Origin of the sequence: Streptomyces sp. NPDC050287 (assembly GCF_044459385.1) — a bacterium.
Taxonomy (GTDB): domain Bacteria; phylum Actinomycetota; class Actinomycetes; order Streptomycetales; family Streptomycetaceae; genus Streptomyces.
Window position 1 is genome coordinate 482,117 of sequence record NZ_JBITIY010000004.1, and the last position, 17,597, is coordinate 499,713.

16 protein-coding genes and 2 pseudogenes are annotated in these 17,597 nt (G+C 71.4%); 9 read left to right on the forward strand and 9 right to left on the reverse strand.

Features of this window, described 5'->3' with window-relative positions:
* Window positions 1-181: 181 nt before the first annotated feature.
* The 3 genes from ACIBK3_RS17135 to ACIBK3_RS17145 form a co-directional block, all read right to left on the reverse strand.
* The gene (locus ACIBK3_RS17135; protein ID WP_399366313.1) at window positions 182-1,060 is read right to left on the reverse strand and encodes a hypothetical protein; all 879 of its coding nucleotides are present in this window, start codon (window positions 1,058-1,060) and stop codon (window positions 182-184) included.
* Window positions 1,061-1,096: 36 nt separating this feature from the next.
* Window positions 1,097-1,798: a flavodoxin family protein gene (locus ACIBK3_RS17140; protein WP_399366315.1), complete on the reverse strand. Its 702-nt coding sequence runs from the start codon at window positions 1,796-1,798 to the stop codon at window positions 1,097-1,099.
* A 119-nt stretch (window positions 1,799-1,917) separates the two neighbouring features.
* On the reverse strand, window positions 1,918-2,106 hold the full coding sequence (locus ACIBK3_RS17145; protein ID WP_399366317.1) for a hypothetical protein: 189 nt from the start codon (window positions 2,104-2,106) through the stop codon (window positions 1,918-1,920).
* Window positions 2,107-2,345: 239 nt separating this feature from the next.
* Between ACIBK3_RS17145 and ACIBK3_RS17150 the strand changes: the two genes are divergently transcribed.
* The 6 genes from ACIBK3_RS17150 (at window position 2,346) to ACIBK3_RS17175 (ending at window position 9,681) form a co-directional block, all read left to right on the forward strand.
* Window positions 2,346-3,449: a substrate-binding domain-containing protein gene (locus ACIBK3_RS17150; RefSeq protein WP_399366319.1), complete on the forward strand. Its 1,104-nt coding sequence runs from the start codon at window positions 2,346-2,348 to the stop codon at window positions 3,447-3,449.
* A 129-nt stretch (window positions 3,450-3,578) separates the two neighbouring features.
* On the forward strand, window positions 3,579-4,910 hold the full coding sequence (locus ACIBK3_RS17155; RefSeq protein ID WP_399366321.1) for an ABC transporter substrate-binding protein: 1,332 nt from the start codon (window positions 3,579-3,581) through the stop codon (window positions 4,908-4,910).
* A 28-nt stretch (window positions 4,911-4,938) separates the two neighbouring features.
* Window positions 4,939-5,916 (forward strand): carbohydrate ABC transporter permease, encoded by a 978-nt coding sequence (locus ACIBK3_RS17160; RefSeq protein ID WP_399366323.1) that lies wholly within the window; start codon window positions 4,939-4,941, stop codon window positions 5,914-5,916.
* Window positions 5,913-6,776, forward strand: a complete 864-nt coding sequence (locus tag ACIBK3_RS17165) for a carbohydrate ABC transporter permease (RefSeq protein ID WP_399366325.1) — start codon at window positions 5,913-5,915, stop codon at window positions 6,774-6,776. The genes ACIBK3_RS17160 and ACIBK3_RS17165 overlap by 4 nt, the downstream gene beginning before the upstream one ends.
* A 29-nt stretch (window positions 6,777-6,805) precedes the next feature.
* The gene (locus ACIBK3_RS17170) at window positions 6,806-7,786 is read left to right on the forward strand and encodes a hydroxyacid dehydrogenase (RefSeq protein WP_399366845.1); all 981 of its coding nucleotides are present in this window, start codon (window positions 6,806-6,808) and stop codon (window positions 7,784-7,786) included.
* Window positions 7,783-9,681 (forward strand): DUF2264 domain-containing protein, encoded by a 1,899-nt coding sequence (locus tag ACIBK3_RS17175; RefSeq protein WP_399366327.1) that lies wholly within the window; start codon window positions 7,783-7,785, stop codon window positions 9,679-9,681. The genes ACIBK3_RS17170 and ACIBK3_RS17175 overlap by 4 nt, the downstream gene beginning before the upstream one ends.
* Window positions 9,682-9,693: 12 nt before the next feature.
* Here the strand turns inward: ACIBK3_RS17175 and ACIBK3_RS17180 are convergent, their stop codons facing one another.
* Both ACIBK3_RS17180 and ACIBK3_RS17185 read right to left on the reverse strand, forming a co-directional pair.
* The gene (locus ACIBK3_RS17180; protein WP_399366329.1) at window positions 9,694-10,011 is read right to left on the reverse strand and encodes an SCO0607 family lipoprotein; all 318 of its coding nucleotides are present in this window, start codon (window positions 10,009-10,011) and stop codon (window positions 9,694-9,696) included.
* Between the two features lie 151 nt (window positions 10,012-10,162).
* A pseudogene (locus ACIBK3_RS17185) lies at window positions 10,163-11,221 on the reverse strand (endo-1,4-beta-xylanase); the annotation flags it as partial.
* Here ACIBK3_RS17185 and ACIBK3_RS17190 point away from each other — a divergent pair.
* The 3 genes from ACIBK3_RS17190 to ACIBK3_RS17200 all read left to right on the forward strand — a co-directional run bounded on the left by ACIBK3_RS17190 (window position 11,181) and on the right by ACIBK3_RS17200 (window position 14,508).
* Window positions 11,181-12,302, forward strand: coding sequence for a ketoacyl-synthetase C-terminal extension domain-containing protein (locus ACIBK3_RS17190; RefSeq protein WP_399366331.1), 1,122 nt, complete (start codon window positions 11,181-11,183; stop codon window positions 12,300-12,302). The pseudogene ACIBK3_RS17185 and the gene ACIBK3_RS17190 overlap by 41 nt on opposite strands.
* 122 nt (window positions 12,303-12,424) lie before the next feature.
* Window positions 12,425-13,651, forward strand: a complete 1,227-nt coding sequence (locus ACIBK3_RS17195) for a PucR family transcriptional regulator (RefSeq protein ID WP_399366333.1) — start codon at window positions 12,425-12,427, stop codon at window positions 13,649-13,651.
* Between the two features lie 191 nt (window positions 13,652-13,842).
* Window positions 13,843-14,508: a cutinase family protein gene (locus ACIBK3_RS17200; protein WP_399366335.1), complete on the forward strand. Its 666-nt coding sequence runs from the start codon at window positions 13,843-13,845 to the stop codon at window positions 14,506-14,508.
* Window positions 14,509-14,585: 77 nt separating this feature from the next.
* Here the strand turns inward: ACIBK3_RS17200 and ACIBK3_RS17205 are convergent.
* The 4 genes and pseudogenes from ACIBK3_RS17205 to ACIBK3_RS17220 form a co-directional block, all read right to left on the reverse strand.
* Window positions 14,586-15,384: pseudogene (locus ACIBK3_RS17205) on the reverse strand (hypothetical protein); the annotation flags it as partial.
* A gap of 62 nt (window positions 15,385-15,446) precedes the next feature.
* Window positions 15,447-15,620, reverse strand: coding sequence for a CsbD family protein (locus tag ACIBK3_RS17210; protein ID WP_399366337.1), 174 nt, complete (start codon window positions 15,618-15,620; stop codon window positions 15,447-15,449).
* A 195-nt stretch (window positions 15,621-15,815) separates the two neighbouring features.
* Complete coding sequence (locus ACIBK3_RS17215) at window positions 15,816-16,580, reverse strand: phosphate ABC transporter ATP-binding protein (protein ID WP_399366847.1); 765 nt, start codon at window positions 16,578-16,580, stop codon at window positions 15,816-15,818.
* Window positions 16,581-16,678: 98 nt separating this feature from the next.
* Window positions 16,679-17,569 carry a sortase gene (locus ACIBK3_RS17220; RefSeq protein WP_399366338.1) on the reverse strand — a complete coding sequence of 297 codons (891 nt, stop codon included), beginning with the start codon at window positions 17,567-17,569 and terminating at the stop codon, window positions 16,679-16,681.
* Window positions 17,570-17,597 lie beyond the last annotated feature (28 nt).

A 17,597-nucleotide genomic window follows, 5' to 3' on the forward strand; every position in this document is an offset into this window, starting at 1 on the left:
TGGCGCCGAGGCACCTGTCGGCGATGGCCTCGACGTCTGTCTGCCGGCATACGGGGCCTGCCCGGGGTTGCCGTCCCGGGCAGGCCCCGAACTCCGCTTACCGCCGGCTGCGGTTGACGGCTCCGTCACGCCGACTCGGCGCTCCTGATCGGAAGGCCGAAGCCGGCCCACCGACGACCGTTCAGCGCTGCTCGGCGGGGCGCGACCGCTCCTGTTCGGTGGAGCGTGAGGCTTTCTCGCGGCGCAGCTCATCGGCCTCGTCACGGACGGCGTCGAGCCGGACCTCGAGCATGCCGACACGCTCGCGGTAGCGCTCCAGTTCGGCCCGGACGAATTCGGCGTCCGCCACCTGGCGGGCCGTCTCCTCGCGGATCGCGGTGGTCTCCTCGGTGAACTCCTGCTGCGCGGCATCGAGCGCGGCGACGGCCATGTCGCCCGCCTCCTCGGCGAGCGCGGCGCGCTCCTCGGCGGCCAGGATGCGCTGCGCGGCGGCACGGGTGACCGTCTCGATCCGGGCCTCGGCCGCCGCGGAGTCCGTGATGATCGCCAATTCCTCGATGTAGGCGGGCAGATCGGCGGCGAGCTGCTTGATGAGCGCGACAATGCTGTCGCGTGACTGAGCGGCACGGTCACCGTCGCCCATCGGTGCCGCCGCCATCGCCGCCATTTCACTCTTCAGGGCTTCCACGGGCGCCTGCTCGGACGCGGCGACGAGGGGCGCCTGCCCGAGCTCCTGGGGCAGCGCTTGTGCCGCGGACGTGGGCCAGGGCCCACCGTGCGCCACACCGGCAGCGGAGGAGGTGGCGGGCCAGGAGGGCTCGACGACCGGGTTTTCGGCCCCCTTCGCCGCCTCCTTGGCCGCCTTCTTGGCCTCGGCCGCAGTGCGCTTGTCCTCCTTGCGCTGCTGCCGCTTGGCGCGGAACTTCCTGAATGCGCCGAGTGCGTTGTGTTCGGGGTGCTCGCAATAGCGGTGCGCCGTTCCCTGCGCGTCGGGTGCCTGCGGCTCGGGCGGATTGGTGCAGCCCGGGTAAGCACAGGTGGGTACGGTCTCGACAGTCATTTCGGAGCCTTTCATTGCTTCCTTCGACATCGTTGCTCAGCGATATTCCGGATTCTCGAAGTCGAACCGGCACCCGGCGTCCCACTGCGATCTTTGGTTCCCGTGCGCCGGGACGCCACCGGCGTCCTTGAGCAGCCGGGCCAGATGCAGCAGGTTCCACGTCATGAACGTGGTGTTCCGGTTGGTGAAGTCGTTGGTGGGACCGCCGGAGCCGGGATCGAGATAGGACGGGCCCGGCCCGGCTTCTCCGATCCAGCCCGCGTCCGCCTGCGGCGGGATCGTGTATCCCAGGTGCTGCAGGCTGTACAGGACGTTCATGGCGCAGTGCTTGACGCCGTCCTCGTTGCCGGTGATCAGGCAACCGCCCACACGCCCGTAGTAGGCGTACTGGCCGGCGTCGTTGAGCAGGCTCGAACAGGCGTAGAGCCGCTCGATGACCAACTTGGTGACCGAGCTGTTGTCTCCCAGCCAGATCGGCCCGGCGATGACGAGGATGTCGGCGGCCATCACCTGCTGGTAGATCGACGGCCACGCGTCGCGTTCCCAGCCGTGCTCGGTCATGTCCGGCCACACCCCGGTGGCTATCTCATGGTCGATCGGCCGCACATGCTCGACCTGAACGCCCTGCTTCTCCATGATCCGCGAACTGAGGTCGATCAGGCCCTGCGTATGGCTGCGCTCCGGGCTCCTTTTCAGGGTGCAGTTGAGGAACAGTGCGCGCAGGTCGTCATAGCTCATACTCCTCAGTGCGGCCGGCGCCTCGAACGTTACAAGCGGCACTCGAATCCTTCGGGCCCGGCGAACAGTGACGGCGAGCCTGCCGGCGCCGAGCCGGGCCGGCCGCTCGGAGCCACCGCTCACCGGCCTCGTCCCGAAGCGACATCGCCGCCGGCCTTGCCGCCGTCGTCCGTGCCACCCGAGCCGCCGCCGCACGCGGTGAGGACGGCGATCGCCGTCGTACCGACCGCGATCAGCAGGCTGCCCCGTGCCGCACGACGAGGCAGGCGACGGGACCTCGGCAGTGATCGAGAGGTGAGATTCTGCATGGCGCCCAGCCTGGCCGGACGATGTGAAGCTCCGGTCAGCCCGCCATGAGCGGGCTGTCCGGTCTCGCCACCGCGGCGGGCGCTCGTCCGGAAGGGTTTCGCTCACTCGCCCGGCACAGCGCATTCACCGCGGAAACGTCACGCAGCCGTAGTCGGCCGCAGGGGGTGTGATCGCCGAGGCGATCGTTATGATGGCGCGCATCGCTCAAACGAACATTCACGCGCTCCGGGAGGCCCTCGTGCGGGAGCCGGTCGATCGCAGGCAACAGCGGATCCTCGCCGCCGTTCAGTCGCGGGGCACCGCGCGCGTACGGGATCTCGCCGCCGAGCTCCAGGTGTCGGTGGTGACGCTGCGCCGCGACGTGGAGGAGCTGGCCCGCGAGGGCAGACTGCGCCGCGGGCACGGTGTCGTCCACTCGACGCTGCCCACGCAGGAACTGCCCGGCAGCGGTACCGCGGGCCCGGACGGGGACATGGTGGCGGTGGTGGTGCCGGAGCGGCACTCGTACCTGTACGAGACGCTGCACGGCGCGCGTACGGTGCTCGAGGCGGCCGGGATGCGCATCGCGCTGCGCATCGCGCCGCAGGTCGCCGGGGCGGAGCGCCCTCTGGTGGAGCGGGCGCTCGCGGACGGCGCGCGGGGGCTGCTGCTGGCGCCGCGCTGGCGTACCCCGGCCGCCGAGGAGGCCGACTACGGCTGGCTGGCCGCGCTGGAGGTGCCGGCCGTGCTGATGGAGCGGCGGCCGCGTCCCGGCAGCGCGTTGCACGCGCTGGACTCGGTGTGTTCGGACCACTGGTACGGCGCGCACCTCGCGGTGGAGCACCTGGTGAGGCTCGGCCACCGGCGGATCGTGTTCGCGACCCGCGACGACAGTCCCACCGCGCGGAGTCTGCGGGCCTCCTTCACCCGGATCGCCGAGGAGCATCCGCTGGTGCGGGAGTGGGCGTGGGCGCTGAGTTCGCCGGACGCCGGCAAGGACGGGCCGTACGCGGCGCAGGAGACGGCGGACGTGCCGACGCTGCTGCGCAAGCTCGGTGCGACGGCGGCGGTGCTGCACAGCGACGTGGACGCGCTGATGGTCGTTCAGCGGCTGGCGGAGAACGGTGTCCGGGTGCCGGAAGGCTGCTCGGTCGTGGCGTACGACGACGTGCTCGCGGGGCTGGGCACCATCCCGCTCACCGCGGTGGCCCCGCCGAAGGCGGAGGTCGGGCGGGTCGCGGCGGAGCTGCTGCTGCACCGTCTGACGGGCGGGCACGGCACCGGGTCCCCCACAGTGCGCCGCGTCGAGTTGCTGCCGTCCTTGACGGTGCGGGGTTCGACGAGTGAGCCGATCACCTCGTAGCCATGGAATGAGCGTTTGACCGTTTCATTTTCTTCTGATCGATCTATTGACCGTTTATGGTCGGCCCGTTGAGGATTCCCGTGTCCCGAACCGTCGTGCCATGAGGCACGCAGAGCCGCGGGAGGCGCCATGCTCGGCCGGCCCAGTCGCCGATCCGTGCTCGCCGCGACGGCCGCCGTGCCGCTGTCAGGAGCCGTGAGCGCCTGCAGCGGATCGTCGGATTCGTCGTCGCGCAGCACGGGCAAGACCACGCGCGTCACTTTCTGGTCCGCCCTGCGCGGCAGCCAGGAGGTGGTCGACGCCTTCAACAAGACCCATGACCGCATCCAGGTCGACTTCCAGCAGATCCCGTCCGGAACCCAGGGCGGTTACGCGAAGCTCAGCAACGCGGCCCGGGCGGGCAACGCCCCCGACGTCGCCACCATCGAGTACCCGCAGATCCCCGGGTTCGCCATCGACGGCGTCGCCCGGGACATCACCGACCTGGTCAGCGACCGTCTGCGCCGCAAACTGCTGCCGCAGGCGCTCGGGCTGACCACGTTCGAGGGGCGGACCTTCAGCGTCCCGCTGGACGTCGAGCCCATGGTGATGCACTACCGCACCGACCTGTTCGACCGTTACGGCCTTCGAGTCCCGCGCACCTGGGACGAGTTCGCGGAACTCGCCGGCACGGTGCGCCGTAAGGCGTCCGGCCGGCGGCTGGTGCTCTTCCCGACGGACGGGGGGACCCAGTTCGCCGCCTACTCCTGGCAGGCGGGCGCGCACTGGTTCGACACCGGCAAGGGCGCCTGGAACGTCTCCCTCGCCGACGCACCCACCCGGCGCGTGGCCGCGTACTGGCAGCAACTCATCGACCGCGACGACGTGTTCATGAACGCCAACGAGAGCAGACAGTTCGACGCGCAGGTCGCAGGCGGGCTGGTGCTGACCCGGCTCAGCGGCGCCTGGGAGGCCGGCGCGCAGATGAAAAAGGTTCCCGCCCAGAAGGGCCAGTGGCGGATCGCGCCCCTGCCGCAGTGGGACAGCGGGCACCCGTCCGTCGGCACGCACGGCGGCTCCACGTTCGCCATCACCAAGGACTGCCGGGTACCGGAGGCCGCGATGGAGTTCATCGAGTGGCAGGTGTCCCACCCGGACTCCCTGCGCGCCCGCCTCTCCAGCGGCACCAGCAGCCAGTACCCGGCGGCCACCGCGCTGATCGCCGTCGGCCGCGAGGCGTTCGACCGCTCCTACTACAGCGGCCAGGACATCTACACGCTCTTCCAGCAGGAGGCCGAGAAGATCCGCGACGGCTGGGTGTGGGGTCCGCGGATGACCGCCACGCTGCGGGTCATGCAGGACAACTTCGCGCGCGCGAGCGGCGGCCAGGGCTCCCTCATCGACTCCGTACGCGCGGCCCAGGACGGCACCATGCCCGACCTCAAAGCCCTCGGCCTGTCCACCACACAGCACAGCACCTGAGCCGCCCGAAAGGCAGGTGAACTCCCCCATGACCGCGACCACCCAGCCCCCGGTGCCGGCCACCGCACCACGCACGGCCGCACCGGCCTCCGGCCCCCGCGCCCGCAAGGCGGCCCGCCGCCGTCAACTCGCCGCCTGCGGCGTGCTGATGACGCCGTTCTTCGCCCTGCTGGTGACCGTCTTCCTGATCCCCGTCGGCACCGCCGTCTACCTGAGCTTCTTCAGCGACGACCAGCCCGGCCTCGGCTTCGGCCCCGAACGCACCGTCTTCGTCGGCCTGCGCAGCTACGCGGCGGTCCTCACCGACCCGACGTTCCTCGGCGGCCTCGGCACCGTCGCCCTGTACTGCCTGATCTACATCCCGCTCATGGTCGCCGGCGCCCTCGCCCTCGCGCTGCTGCTGGACTCCGGTGTCGTCCGGCTGCGCGCCTGGGCGCAGTTGGGGCTGTTCCTGCCGCACGCGGTGCCCGGGATCATCGCGGCTCTGATCTGGCTGTACCTGTACACGCCCGGCATCAGCCCGATCATCGACCTGTTCGCCCACGCCGACATCACCATCGACTTCCTCGGCGTGCACACGGTGATCCCGTCGATCGTGAACATCGCCCTGTGGAGCAACCTCGGCTACAACATGGTGGTCTTCTACGCCGCGCTGCAGGCCGTGCCCCGCGAGGTGATCGAGGCGTCCGTGGTCGACGGCGCCGGGCCGGTGCGCACGGCACTGCAGGTCAAGACGCCGCTGGTGCGCGCCTCCATCGTGATGGTGGCGATGTTCACCCTGATCTGGGCACTGCAGCTGTTCACCGAGCCCGTGCTGCTCAGCCAGTCCTCCCCGATGATCAGCTCCCGGTTCTCGCCGAGCATGTACATCTACGACGCGGCCTTCACCCGCAACAACTACAGCCTGGCGGCGGCCGCCTCGGTCGTGCTGCTGCTGTGCACGATCGCCCTGTCCTACGGCGTCACCCGCTGGACCAGCCGCGCCGACGCCCAGGAGGTCCGATGAGCGCCACCGACAGCACCCTGCTGCGCCCCCGACTGCTGGGCCGTACGACGGTCAACGCCGTCGTCCTCCTCTCCGTCCTCTACACCCTGCTGCCCGTGGTGTGGCTGGTGCTCGCCTCGACCAAGGACCGGGACGCGCTGTTCAGCAGCAATCTGCTGTCGATGAGCAACTTCTCCTTCGGCCAGAACCTGCACGACCTGTTCGCCATGGACGGCGGCCAGTACGGGCGCTGGTACCTCAACAGCCTGCTGTACGCGGTGCTGGGCGCCGGCGTCGGCGCGCTCGTGAGCGTCGCGGCCGGCTACGCCTTCGACAAGTACCGCTTCCAGCACAAGGAGAAGCTGTTCGGCCTGGTGCTCGCGGCGGTGATGGTCCCGCAGACCGTGCTGGCGCTGCCCCTGTATCTGATGGCTTCGAAGACCGGGCTGGTCAACACCTTCTGGGCGGTGTTCATCCCGGTGCTGTTCAACCCGTTCGGCGTCTACCTCGGCCGGATCTTCAGCCAGGGCTACGTGCCCGACGAGGTGCTGGAGGCGGCGCGCATGGACGGCGCGGGCGAGCTGGTCGCGTATTTCAGGGTGGCGCTGCGGATGCTCGGGCCCGGACTGGTGACCGTGTTCCTGTTCCAGCTGACCACCATCTGGAACAACTTCTTCCTGCCCATGGTGATGCTCTCCAACCAGGACCTGTATCCCGTGAGCCTCGGCCTGTACCAGTGGAACAGTTCGGCGTCCGTGTCGCCCGAGTACTATCCGGTGGTGATCATGGGTTCGCTGCTCGCCGTCCTGCCGCTGATCCTCGCGTTCATCCTGCTCCAGCGCTTCTGGCGGGGCGGTCTGACCGCCGGAGCCGTCAAGTGAGCGCCCCCCGGCCCCGTGCCGCGCTGGCCATGTCCCAGGACGCCGCCCGGGCCGTCCTCGACCCCGCCTCGCTCGACGCCCTCCGCGCGATCTGCGACCTCGCCCCGCTCCCGGCCCTCGACGACCTGACCACACCCCGGGCCCGCGACGTGCTCGCCGAGGTGGAGGTGCTGGTCACCGGCTGGGGCTGCCCGCCGCTGGACGCGTCGGTGCTGCGGGACGCGCCCCGGCTGCGGGCCGTGGTGCACACCGCGGGCAGCGTGCGCGGGTTCGTCACCGACGCGTGCTGGGAGCGCGGCATCGAGGTGTCCTCGGCCGCCGCGGCGAACGCCCTGCCGGTGGCCGAGTACACCCTCGCGATGATCCTGCTCACCGGCAAGCGCGTCCTGGAACGGGCCCGTGACTACCGGGCCTCCCGGCACCGCGCGAACTGGCTGGACACGCCCCGCGCCGTCGGCAACTACCGCCGCACCGTGGGCATCCTGTCCGCGTCGCTCATCGGCCGCCGGGTCGTCGAACTGCTGCGCCCGCACGACGTCGAGGTCCTGCTGCACGACCCGTACGTCTCCGACGCGGACGCCGCCGAACTCGGTGTGGAGCGCGTGGAGTTGGCGGAGCTGTTCGCCCGCTGCGACACCGTCAGCGTGCACACCCCGCTGCTGCCCGCGACGCGCGGACTGGTCAGCCGTACGCTGATCGACTCCATGCCCGCCGACGCGGTGCTGATCAACACGGCGCGTGGCGCGGTCGTGGACCAGGAGGCGCTCACCGACGCGGTACTGGCGGGCCGTATCCGGGCCGTCCTCGATGTCACCCATCCGGAAGTGCTGCCGTCCGAGCACCCGTTGTGGACTTGCGAGAACGCGCTCATCACCCCGCATCTGGCCGGCTCCCAGGGCAACGAGTGGCGCCGGCTGGCCGATCACGCGCTCTCCGAGATCGCCCGGTGGGCCTCCGGTGACGGATTCCGCCATCCCGTACGACGCGAAAGGCTGGCCTTCCTCGCATGAGCATCCCGTTCGAACTGCCCGCTCAGGACCGCGAGTCGAGCCCGTACACCGGCTACACCCGGGCCCACTGGGAAGCGGTCGCCGACGGGCTGCTGACGGCGGCGTGGCGCTGGAGCACACCTGGCGGCGCGCTGCTCGACCTGCCCGGCCGGCCCTCGCGCTCGGGCGTGCGCTCGGACGGTCTTGAGGGCTACGCCCGGACGTTCCTCGCCGCCGCCTTCCGGGTGGCAGGGGCGGACGGAGACGATCCGCACGGCTGGCTCGACCGCTATGCGCGGGGCCTTGCCGCGGGCACCCGCGGCCCCGGCCGCGACGACACGGAGTCCTGGCCGCTGATCCTCGATCACCACGTCCAGGGCCAGCCCATGGTCGAGTCGGCGTCGGTCGCGCTCGGGCTGCGGCTGACGGCGCCCTGGCTGTGGAAGCACCTCGACGACGCCGTACGGGACCGGGCGGAGGAGTGGCTGCGCGGGGCGCTGCGGCACACGCCCGCGCCGAACAACTGGTACCTGTTCCCCTACACGGTGGCCGGTTTCCTGGAGTCGGTCGGCCGGGGGGACGCCGAGACGGCGGCCGCGCGGGAACGCGCGCTGGAGTTGATGGAGACCTGGTACCGGGGAGACGGCTGGTACGCCGACGGTGACGGACGCGCCTTCGACCACTACAACGGATGGGCCCTGCACCTGTACCCGGTGCTCGACGCGTATCTCGGCGGCGACAGGGAACTGGCGGCCCGCTACGGGCCCCGGCTGCGCGCCCACCTCAAGGGTTTCGCGCTGACGTTCGGAGCGGACGGGGCGCCGATACACTTCGGCCGCTCCCTGTCGTACCGCTTCGCCGCGTCGGCCGCCGTGGGCCTGGGCGCCCTGACCGGGGACACCCCCCTCTCCCCCGGCACGTCCCGGCGTCTGGCGAGCGGCAGTCTGCGGTACTTCCTGGATCGTGGCGCGCTCACCGCCGACGGGCTGCTGAGCCTCGGCTGGCACGGCCCGCACGAGGCGACGTTGCAGTCCTACTCGGGCCCGGCGTCCCCGTACTGGGCGTCGAAGGCGTTCGTGTCGCTGCTGGCTCCCGCCGGTCATCCGCTGTGGACGGCCCGCGAGGAGCCCGCACCGGTGGAAGAGGCCGACCGGGTGCTCGCCCTGCCGGCGCCGGGGCTGCTCGTGCAGGCCACGCGCGGGGACGGGATCGTACGGCTGCACAACCACGGCAGTGACCATGTGCGGCCGCACGAAGGGGAGGCCGCGGAGGGCGACGACCCGCACTACGGGCGCCAGGCGTACTCGACCCGGACCGGTCCGACCCCGGCCGGGAACCTCGCGGACAACCACCTGAGCGTGGAGGTGGAGGGGAGGGGAAGCGTCCGGAGGCGGATCCATCCCCTCGGTGCCGGGCACGGCGACGGCTGGGGCTGGGCGGCGTCGTGGCATCTGCCCGTGTTCGCCGGCGGGCCGCCGATGGTGCCGGGTCTGCGGGTGGAGAGCGTGACGGTGGCGTACGGGCGGTACGAGCTGCGGGTGCACCGGGTGGTCGGGGCGCCGGCCGGCGCCCGCGTCACGCAGACCGGATGGGCGGTCGGCCCCGAGGAGGAGGGCCTGGTCTCGGCGCTGTACGGGCTGCACGGGTGGAGCGGTCCCGCCGAGTCGGCACGCGCGCCGCAGGGCACCGCGTACACGCGCTGGGCGCGGGTGCCACGGCTGGTGGGCCGGGCCGGGGGCACCTCGGTGCACGCCTGTGTCGCGACGCTGACCGGCGAGGAGGGCCCGGCCGGCCCGGCCGAGGCCGTCAGGTCCGCGGCCGTCGACGGTGACGTGGTCGAGGTGGTGTGGAGCGAGGACGGGACGCGCACGCGGATCGCCTTCGGTCCGGTGCGGGTGTCCCACGAGCCCGCCTGAGGGCGCGTCTCATCAGAAGGCGGGCGCGTCGACGATGTCGCCGTTCTTGTCGACGGTGTGAGTGTCCCAGTAGACGTCCCACTTGTCGTCCACGTGCTCGGGGACCTTGCCCTTCGGGTAGCGGACGTACCCCTTCGGGGGCTCCTCCCCGTTGGACACGCAGGCACCGCCGGTGCCGCCCACCGACATCACCGTGTACTCGCCGTCCTCGCAGATCGCTTCCTCGGCCGAGCAGCCGACGAGCATCGCGCCGACCACGCCGGCCAGCGCGAGACCCCATACGGGCCTCATCATGCGGGACATGGTGTGAACGCGGTTGGTGCTGGGCATGGTGGACTCCCCCTGGTCGGCTTGTACGACCAGCCTGCGGGAGACACGGGGACCGGATCGTGAGTACGCGTACTCAGATGTGGCGCGTCCGCCTACCCGAGTGCGCGGGGCGCCACCCGCGGGTGGCGCCCCTCCTGACGTCAGCCGGCCGTCAGGACGCCGTGCACGCCCCCAGCGCCGGGGCAGCCGTGTTGCCGTTCGTCATCACCGTGAAGCCGAAGCTCGTGGACGCCCCGGCGGCCAGGGTGCCGTTGCCGTTGGGCTTCATGGTCATGACGTTGCCGCTGCTGTCCCAGCTGGGGGTGCCGTTCCAGGTGGCGGAGATCTTCTGGGGTGAGGTCACCGTGACGGTGGTGCTCCAGGTGCTGATGGCCGAACTGCCCGCCGTGACCGTGACCTTGCCGTTGAAGCGGTCGCCCCACTCCTCCTGCTTGCTGTAGGAGACGGTGCACGCGGCGGTGCCGCCGCCACCCGGGGAGGAACCGCCGAGTGCCGTGAGGACGGAGGTGTAGGCGGGCTTCTTGGCGTAGCTGCCGTCGAAGAGCAGCGGGGTGCCGCTCGCGCGCCAGGAGTACTTGTCGGTGATGCCCCAGACCGTGATGCCGTTACAGCGCGAGACGGCCAGACAGGCCTTCACGACGTTGCCGTAGCTGGTGGCCTGGGCGGTGCCGGAGCCCTCGATGTCCAGCTCGGTGATCTGCGCGTCCACCCCGAGGTCGGCGAACCGCTGCAGGTTGGCCTGGTAGTCGCCGGGTACCGGGGACGCGCTGTTGAAGTGGGACTGGAAGCCCACGCAGTCGATCGGGACGCCGCGTGCCTTGAAGTCCTTGACCATGTTGTAGACGGCATTGCTCTTCGCGTTGACGCCATCGGTGTTGTAGTCGTTGTAGCAGAGCTTGGCAGCCGGGTCGGCGGCGCGGGCCGTGCGGAACGCCTCCTCGATGAAGCCGTTGCCGAGCTTGTCCTGGAACGGCGAGCTGCGCCGGGCGCCGCTGCCGCCGTCCTGGAAGGCCTCGTTGACGACGTCCCAGGAGTGGATCTTGCCCTTGTAATGGGTCATCACCTGGGTGATGTGGCTGTTCATCGCCGTTCTGAGGTCGGAGGCGCCCAAGGTGCCCACCCAGCCGGGCAGTTGGGAGTGCCACACCAGTGTGTGCCCGCGGATCTTCATGCCCTTGCTCTGCGCGTGGCCGACGATCTGGTCGGCGGCCCTGCACGGGCGGGCATCGCCGCTCGGTCCGTCGACCACGTCGAGGCCCACGGCACCGGCACCCCTCGGCGACCCGATCGAGGCGGGAGCGCTGGACGCCGTGCTCGGCCGGGACCGCGACCCGGACCAGCCGCTGCTGCTCGGCTCCGTCAAGAGCAACGTCGGCCACCTGGAGTCGGCCGCGGGCATCGCGGGCCCGGTGAAGACCGTCCTCGCCCTGCACCACGACCACATCCCGCCCTCCCTGCACTGCGCGGACGGGAGCGCCCTGGGCGACGACGCGCGACTGCGGGTGGTGACCGAGGCCGAGCTGTGGCCCCGCTACGGCGGCATCGCCGTCGCCGGCGTCTCCGGGTTCGGGTTCGGGTTCGGTGGCACCAACGCCCGTGCGGTACTGGAGGAATGGCGTCCCGGCACGCTCGTACCGGAGGCGGACGAGCAGCCCACCGCCCACCTGTTCCCGCTCTCCGACATCGACGCCGAACGCGTCCGCGACACCGCGGGCCGCCTCGCGGACTGGCTGCACACGACCGAGGGCAGAACCGCCCGCCTCGCCGACGTGGCGCGCACGCTGGCCGGACGCACCGGCCACGGCCGGGTGCGGGCCGCCGTCACGGCCCGCGACCGGACCGAACTCGCCGACTCGCTGGGCAAGTTGGCGCGGCAGCGACCGCACGAGCGGGTCGTCACGGGTGACCGTGAACGCGTCGGGCGCGGCCCGGTGTGGGTGTTCTCCGGGTACCACAGCAAGTGGGCCGGCATGGGCCGACGGCTGCTGGCCGAGGAGCCCCTCACCTGGCGCGACTTCAACCCGCGGGCCCGTGCGGAAGGACTGCGCGGCACCGCCCTGTACGTCTCCAACGGCAGTGGCCTGGTGGGCGGCAGCGGTGATCCGCTGCCCGCGGCGCTGGAGAGCGCGCTGTGGCCCTCCGCGCATCTCTTCACCGCCGCGCTGGCCCGCCTCCGCATTCCGGTGACCACGCACTTCTACACCGGAGGAGGACACGACTGGCCTTACTGGAAGCAGGAGTTCGCCGCGTCATGGCCGATGCTGGCCGGTGCGCTGGGTCTGCCCGAGTGATGTCGCAGCCATGGGGGCACGGAACGGAGCGCAGGGGTCGTCCGTCCAACACGGGACGTCCCACTCGCCCCACGGGCAACGGCCCACGGGTGAACCGCTTCCGGGTGAAAGGAGTGTCCGCGATGGCTTTTCCCGCCCCGCACGGCGGCCTGGCCGGCCCTGGAGCCGCACCGGTACCACCTGAACTGGCCACACTTCTGCGCGACCAACTCGAGACGGTCGCCGACGAAGTGGAGAAGGAGGTCCGCAGACAGGTCCCCGAGTACGCGCGGCCCGCCGACGGCGCGTACCGGGAGAACCTCAGAACCGGGGTGGTGCAGGCGCTCACCCTGTTCGTCGACCACATCGCCGACCCGCGCGGCCGGGGCGACGCCATCGCCGCGACCTACTACGGGCTCGGGCGCGGTGAAGCGCTGGAGGGCCGCAGCCTGGACGCGCTCCAGTCCGCGCTGCGGATCGGGGGGCTGCACGCCTGGCGGCTGATGGGCCGTACGGCGGAGGACCTCGGGCTGGACTCGACCGTCGTGGCCGCCCTGGGCGAACTCGCGTTCCGCACCGTGCACGAGGTCGCCGAGGCGGCCGCCGCGGGATACGCGGAGGCACAGTTACGCAGTACCGACGAGCTGGAGCGGCGGCGCAGGCGGCTGCTCGACCTGCTGCTGGGCGAGGGTCCGATGTCCCTGGAGGCCGTCCACGACCTGGCGCACGGCGCCCGCTGGACGGTGCCGCGGCAGGTCGCCGTCGTCGCGCTCGCGTCCGGCCCGGAGCAGCGCGAGGAGGACCGGCCGCTGGCCGCGGCGGGCGCACTGGTCGACATGACGTCCCGGCCGCCCCGCATGCTGGTGCCCGACCCGGACGGCTCCGGACGGTTCGGCCGGGCCTTCAGCCTCGCGCTGCGCGGCCGCCCGGCCGCGATCGGCCCGACCGTCCCGCTGACCGACGCGGCCCGGTCACTGCACTGGGCCGCCCGCGCCCTGGGCCTGATGGGCCGCGGGATCCTCCCCCGACAGGGGGTGGTGCGGTGCGCCGACCACCTGTCGACCCTGCTGCTGTACGGCGACGAGCCGCTGCTCGCGCAGGTGCAGGCACGCGTGCTGGCCCCCCTCGACACCGTCTCGGCGGGCCAGCGGCCCCGGCTCGCCGAGACGCTGCTGGCCTGGCTGCTGATCGGCAGCAACGTCCCCGACGTCGCCGCGCGCCTGCACGTCCACCCGCAGACCGTCCGCTACCGCCTGCGGCAGCTGGAGAAGCTCTTCGGTGACGCCCTGCACGACCCGGACACCCGCCTGGATCTCGTGCTGGCACTGCGCGCCGAGGCATTGCGGGAACAAGGGACGGAAAGCCCGTGAATTCCCTTTCGGGCACATTGCCCGCCTAAAGGTCGCCAATCTTCCGGGCACCCAACCCGGCACTCATCCCGGCACAAAAAGCCGCGACAATTCCATAATCCTCTGCATAACACTTCGGCGGGACAGCGAATACGTTCGGGACGTCCATTTCGCAGGCGCACCACGCGCCCCCGCACGCGGAGGATCCCCCAATGCGTATCCGCTTGTGCCTCGCCGCGCTCTCGCTGGTCGGCGGGGCCGGACTGGCCACGGTTCTGGCACCTTCGGCAACGGCAACGACAACGGCCGCAAGCGCTGCCGCAGCCTGCACCGACATCGACGTCGTCTCGGCCCGCGGCACCTTCGAACCGGGCCGGCTCGGCCTCATCGTCGGCGACCCGGTGTTTTCCTCACTCCAGAGGAAAGTCACCGGCAAAACGCTTTCCAGCTACGCCGTGAACTATCCCGCCGACCTTTCCCTGACATCCGCCGCGCAGGGAAACAGGGACCTGGTGAACCACGTGCAGAGCCAGGCCGCCTCATGTCCGAACCAGCGTTTCGTTCTGGTGGGCTATTCGCAGGGCGCGAACGTCGTCGACAACTCGATCGGCATCAGCAGCGCCGGCGCGGTGGTCGGCAGCCCGATCGTGGCGACCCTCCCCGCCGCCGTCGAACCGAAGGTCGCCGCCGTGCTGCTGTTCGGAAATCCGATCCGGGCCATCGGCAAGAGCGTCACCGGCACCTACCAGAGCCGCACCATCGACTTCTGTGCCAACGGCGACCCCGTCTGCCAGGCCGGCGGGGCCAACACCGCGGCACACCTCGGGTACTCCGCCAACGCGGACGCCGCGGCGACGTTCGCCGCCGGCAAGGTCTGAGCCGCACGGGCGTGAGGGCATGACGGTGGGCCCGGGAGGATCTCCTCCCGGGCCCACCGACGTGGTGGCGGGGGCTGTCACTCGGGAGACCGCGCGAAGCGGGCGAGGTTGGTGGAGACGGGTTCGGGCAGGCCGTTGTTCTGGACGGGCGCCGCGGTCAGGACGTCGAGGTGCTGGTAACCGTCGGCGATCACCGGGTGCAGATCGGCCGGGGCACGGCCCGCCAGCAGTCCGTCGCCCGCGAGAACGGTGAGCGTCGGCTTGGCGGTGATCCCGTCGGGGTGCACGACGAGCCGCTTCACCCGCGGTGAGGTGGCCAACTCGATGTCGGTGACCAGCTTGGCCGGGAAGTACTGCTCGGTGAAGTCCAGCGGCTGCTCGGCCAGGCTCCGGGCCGGCTCCCGGATGTCGGTCCTTGCCGGCGGCGGTGAACGGCGTGCCGTCGGCCGACCGGTATCCGGGGGCGTCCAGGTCGCCGACGCGGTCGTAATCGCGCCATGTGTACAGCGGGCCGTGCGGACGGGCAGGGATGGCCTTGTAGTCGGTGCCGAACAGGCCCGGCTGGGTGTCGCTGCCGTTGGCGGCGGGGAAGTTCTTGTCGGCGATCGGCCCGCCGTCGAAGCCGACGCTGCTCTGCAGGAACGCCAGCGGCACGGAGTTGTCGTCCATCCGCGAGCCGAGGACCGCCGCGTTGATGAGCCGGAAGTCCTTCACCGCGGGGGTGCCGCTGAGGAACGTGGCGGTGTCCTTGGAGAACAGGAAGCGGTTGGTGGTCTCGATGTTGGCGTTGACGGGCAGGTAGCGGGGCAGGTCGGCCTCGCCGCCGAGGTCGTCGACCGCGCCCAGGCCCGCGATGGCGAGCAGGGTCATGGTCTCGGCGGGACCCCGCCCGATGGACGTGGATCCCGCCGGAAATCCTCATACTCCACGGGTGCCGCTCAGTGCTTGAAGACGTCCTTCGCCTTCTCCTTGGCCTGACGTGCGTCGCCCTTCGACTGTGCGGCCCGGCCCTCGGCTTCCATCCGCTCGTTGCCCGTGGCGCGGCCGATCGCCTCCTTGACCTTTCCCTTGACCTGTTCCTTCTTGCCCTTGGCCTTCTGGTCTCCGGCCACGTTCCTCACTCCAAGTCTCGGTCGACTTCGGGGTCTGCACTTCGGGTAACCGGGCCGATATGTCCCAAACAGTCCAAGAAGCTGTGTCCTCCGGACTCGGAACTGCGTTTCCGCTGGTCGGGCATATACTCGGCGGTCTTTCAGGCCGAGCCGGCCGGGGCCGTGGCCGTGGCCGAGGCCGAGGCCGAGGCATGCTCAGCCGAAGCGGCCCGCCACGTAGTCCGCCGTCCGCCGGTCCTGCGGGGAGCCGAAGATGCCGTCGGTGGGTCCCGCCTCGACGATGCCGCCGGGAGTGCCCTCTTCGGCGAGGAAGAAGGCGCACTGCTGGGAGACACGGGCGGCCTGCTGCATGTTGTGGGTGACGATCACCACCGTCACCGCCCCGGCCAGTTCCTGGATCGTCTCCTCCACCCGGCGCGTCGAGGTGGGGTCGAGCGCCGAGCACGGTTCGTCCATCAGCAGGACCCGGGGCCGTACCGCCAGCGCCCGTGCGATGCACAGACGCTGCTGCTGGCCGCCGGATAGCGCGCCGCCCGGCTGGCGGAGGCGGTCCCTGACCTCCTTCCACAGACCGGCCCGGGACAGGGACTCCTCCACCAGGGCGTCCTTCTCGCGCCGGTTCGCAGGCGTTCCCGTCAGGCGCAGGCCCGCGATCACGTTGTCGTAGATCGACATGGCGGGGAACGGGTTCGGCTTCTGGAAGACCATGCCGATCCGCCGCCGGGCGTCCGTCAGCCGCCACGACGGGTCGTAGACGTCCTCGCCCTCGAAGAGGACCTCGCCGCCGAACCGCGCGGCCGGGATCAGCTCGTGCATGCGGTTCAGGGTGCGCAAGAAGGTCGACTTGCCGCAGCCCGAGGGGCCGATGAGGGCGGTCACCCGGCCGGCGGGCATCGTCAGCGACACCCGGCTGAGCACCTGGTGGGCGCCGAACCAGGCCGAGACGGAGCGGGCCTCCAGGGTGGCGGGGGCGGTCGCCGGTGAGACGGGCGGCAGGACGACCGTGTCGGTCAGGGGCTCGGCTACTTCGGTCACGTCGGACACCTCACGGGAAGCGGTCACAGCAGGTTGGGCAGGAGTTCGGTGGTGCGGGTGGCGACCTGGAGGCCGAGCACCGCGACGACCGGGGCGAACACGATCCAGGTCTGGTGGCGGCCCCACCGGTGCCAGGCCCAGACGGCGGCCACGGCGGTCAAAAGGAGCGCCTGGAGCCACATGACCAGGGGCCACGGCACTCCGGCGGGCCGGGCCAGGGGCTCCTCGGAGTCGGGGAGCGTGCCGGAGCGGATGACCGCCGCGGGCGTCTGGAAGGGCGCGGAGACCAGGTCGGCGTCGACGCGCAGGACACCGGACGGGACGAAGCGGGGCCCGGTGGCGGTGACCAGGACCAGCCGCCCGTTCCCGGAGGCGAGCGGTGCGGGTGCCGGGTCGCCGGCCCGTCGTACGTCGCTGACCCGGTACGTCGCCTTGCCCTGGCCGGTGGTCACGGAGAACCGGTCGCCCGCCGCGAGCGAGGCGAGCCGGCCGAACGGGCCGCCGTAGGCGGCGGCGCGGCCCATCAGGACGCTGGTGCCGGCCTGTCCGGGCAGCGGGGTGTCGCGGCGGTGGCCGGGTCCGTCGGTGAGGACGGCCGAGTCGGTGCCCTCGAGCACGACCTGGCTCATCCTCAGGCCGGGGACGGCGATCAGCGCGACCGGGGTGCCCGGGGCGAGCAGCCGGCCCTGCTGGTCGGCCTGGGCCACCGGGGCGGTGCCCAGGGCGAGCTGGTCGCGCAGCTCGTCGAACGCGGCGTGCTGTGCGGAGCGTTCCTGGGCGGCGCTGACCACCAGTAGCTGTGCGGTGATTCCGAGCAGCAGGGCGGCGAGGGCGAGCAGGCCGCCGCGGGCGAGGTGGCGGACGGCGGTGACGCTGCGGACGCGGGAGAGCGTCAGGGGTACGGCGACCGTCACGGCGGCCCGCCTCCTTCACAGATGGTCG

Bases quoted from the DNA above. Each gene is read 5' to 3' on its own strand.
- ACIBK3_RS17140 (WP_399366315.1), bottom strand. From the start codon at position 1,798: ATGAGCTATGACGACCTGCGCGCACTGTTCCTCAACTGCACCCTGAAA.
- ACIBK3_RS17200 (WP_399366335.1), top strand. From the start codon at position 13,843: ATGCGTATCCGCTTGTGCCTCGCCGCGCTCTCGCTGGTCGGCGGGGCC.
- ACIBK3_RS17165 (WP_399366325.1), top strand. From the start codon at position 5,913: ATGAGCGCCACCGACAGCACCCTGCTGCGCCCCCGACTGCTGGGCCGT.
- ACIBK3_RS17175 (WP_399366327.1), top strand. From the start codon at position 7,783: ATGAGCATCCCGTTCGAACTGCCCGCTCAGGACCGCGAGTCGAGCCCG.
- ACIBK3_RS17190 (WP_399366331.1), top strand. From the start codon at position 11,181: ATGCCCTTGCTCTGCGCGTGGCCGACGATCTGGTCGGCGGCCCTGCAC.
- ACIBK3_RS17135 (WP_399366313.1), bottom strand. From the start codon at position 1,060: ATGACTGTCGAGACCGTACCCACCTGTGCTTACCCGGGCTGCACCAAT.
- ACIBK3_RS17160 (WP_399366323.1), top strand. From the start codon at position 4,939: ATGACCGCGACCACCCAGCCCCCGGTGCCGGCCACCGCACCACGCACG.
- ACIBK3_RS17170 (WP_399366845.1), top strand. From the start codon at position 6,806: ATGTCCCAGGACGCCGCCCGGGCCGTCCTCGACCCCGCCTCGCTCGAC.
- ACIBK3_RS17145 (WP_399366317.1), bottom strand. From the start codon at position 2,106: ATGCAGAATCTCACCTCTCGATCACTGCCGAGGTCCCGTCGCCTGCCT.
- ACIBK3_RS17180 (WP_399366329.1), bottom strand. From the start codon at position 10,011: ATGCCCAGCACCAACCGCGTTCACACCATGTCCCGCATGATGAGGCCC.
- ACIBK3_RS17195 (WP_399366333.1), top strand. From the start codon at position 12,425: ATGGCTTTTCCCGCCCCGCACGGCGGCCTGGCCGGCCCTGGAGCCGCA.
- ACIBK3_RS17155 (WP_399366321.1), top strand. From the start codon at position 3,579: ATGCTCGGCCGGCCCAGTCGCCGATCCGTGCTCGCCGCGACGGCCGCC.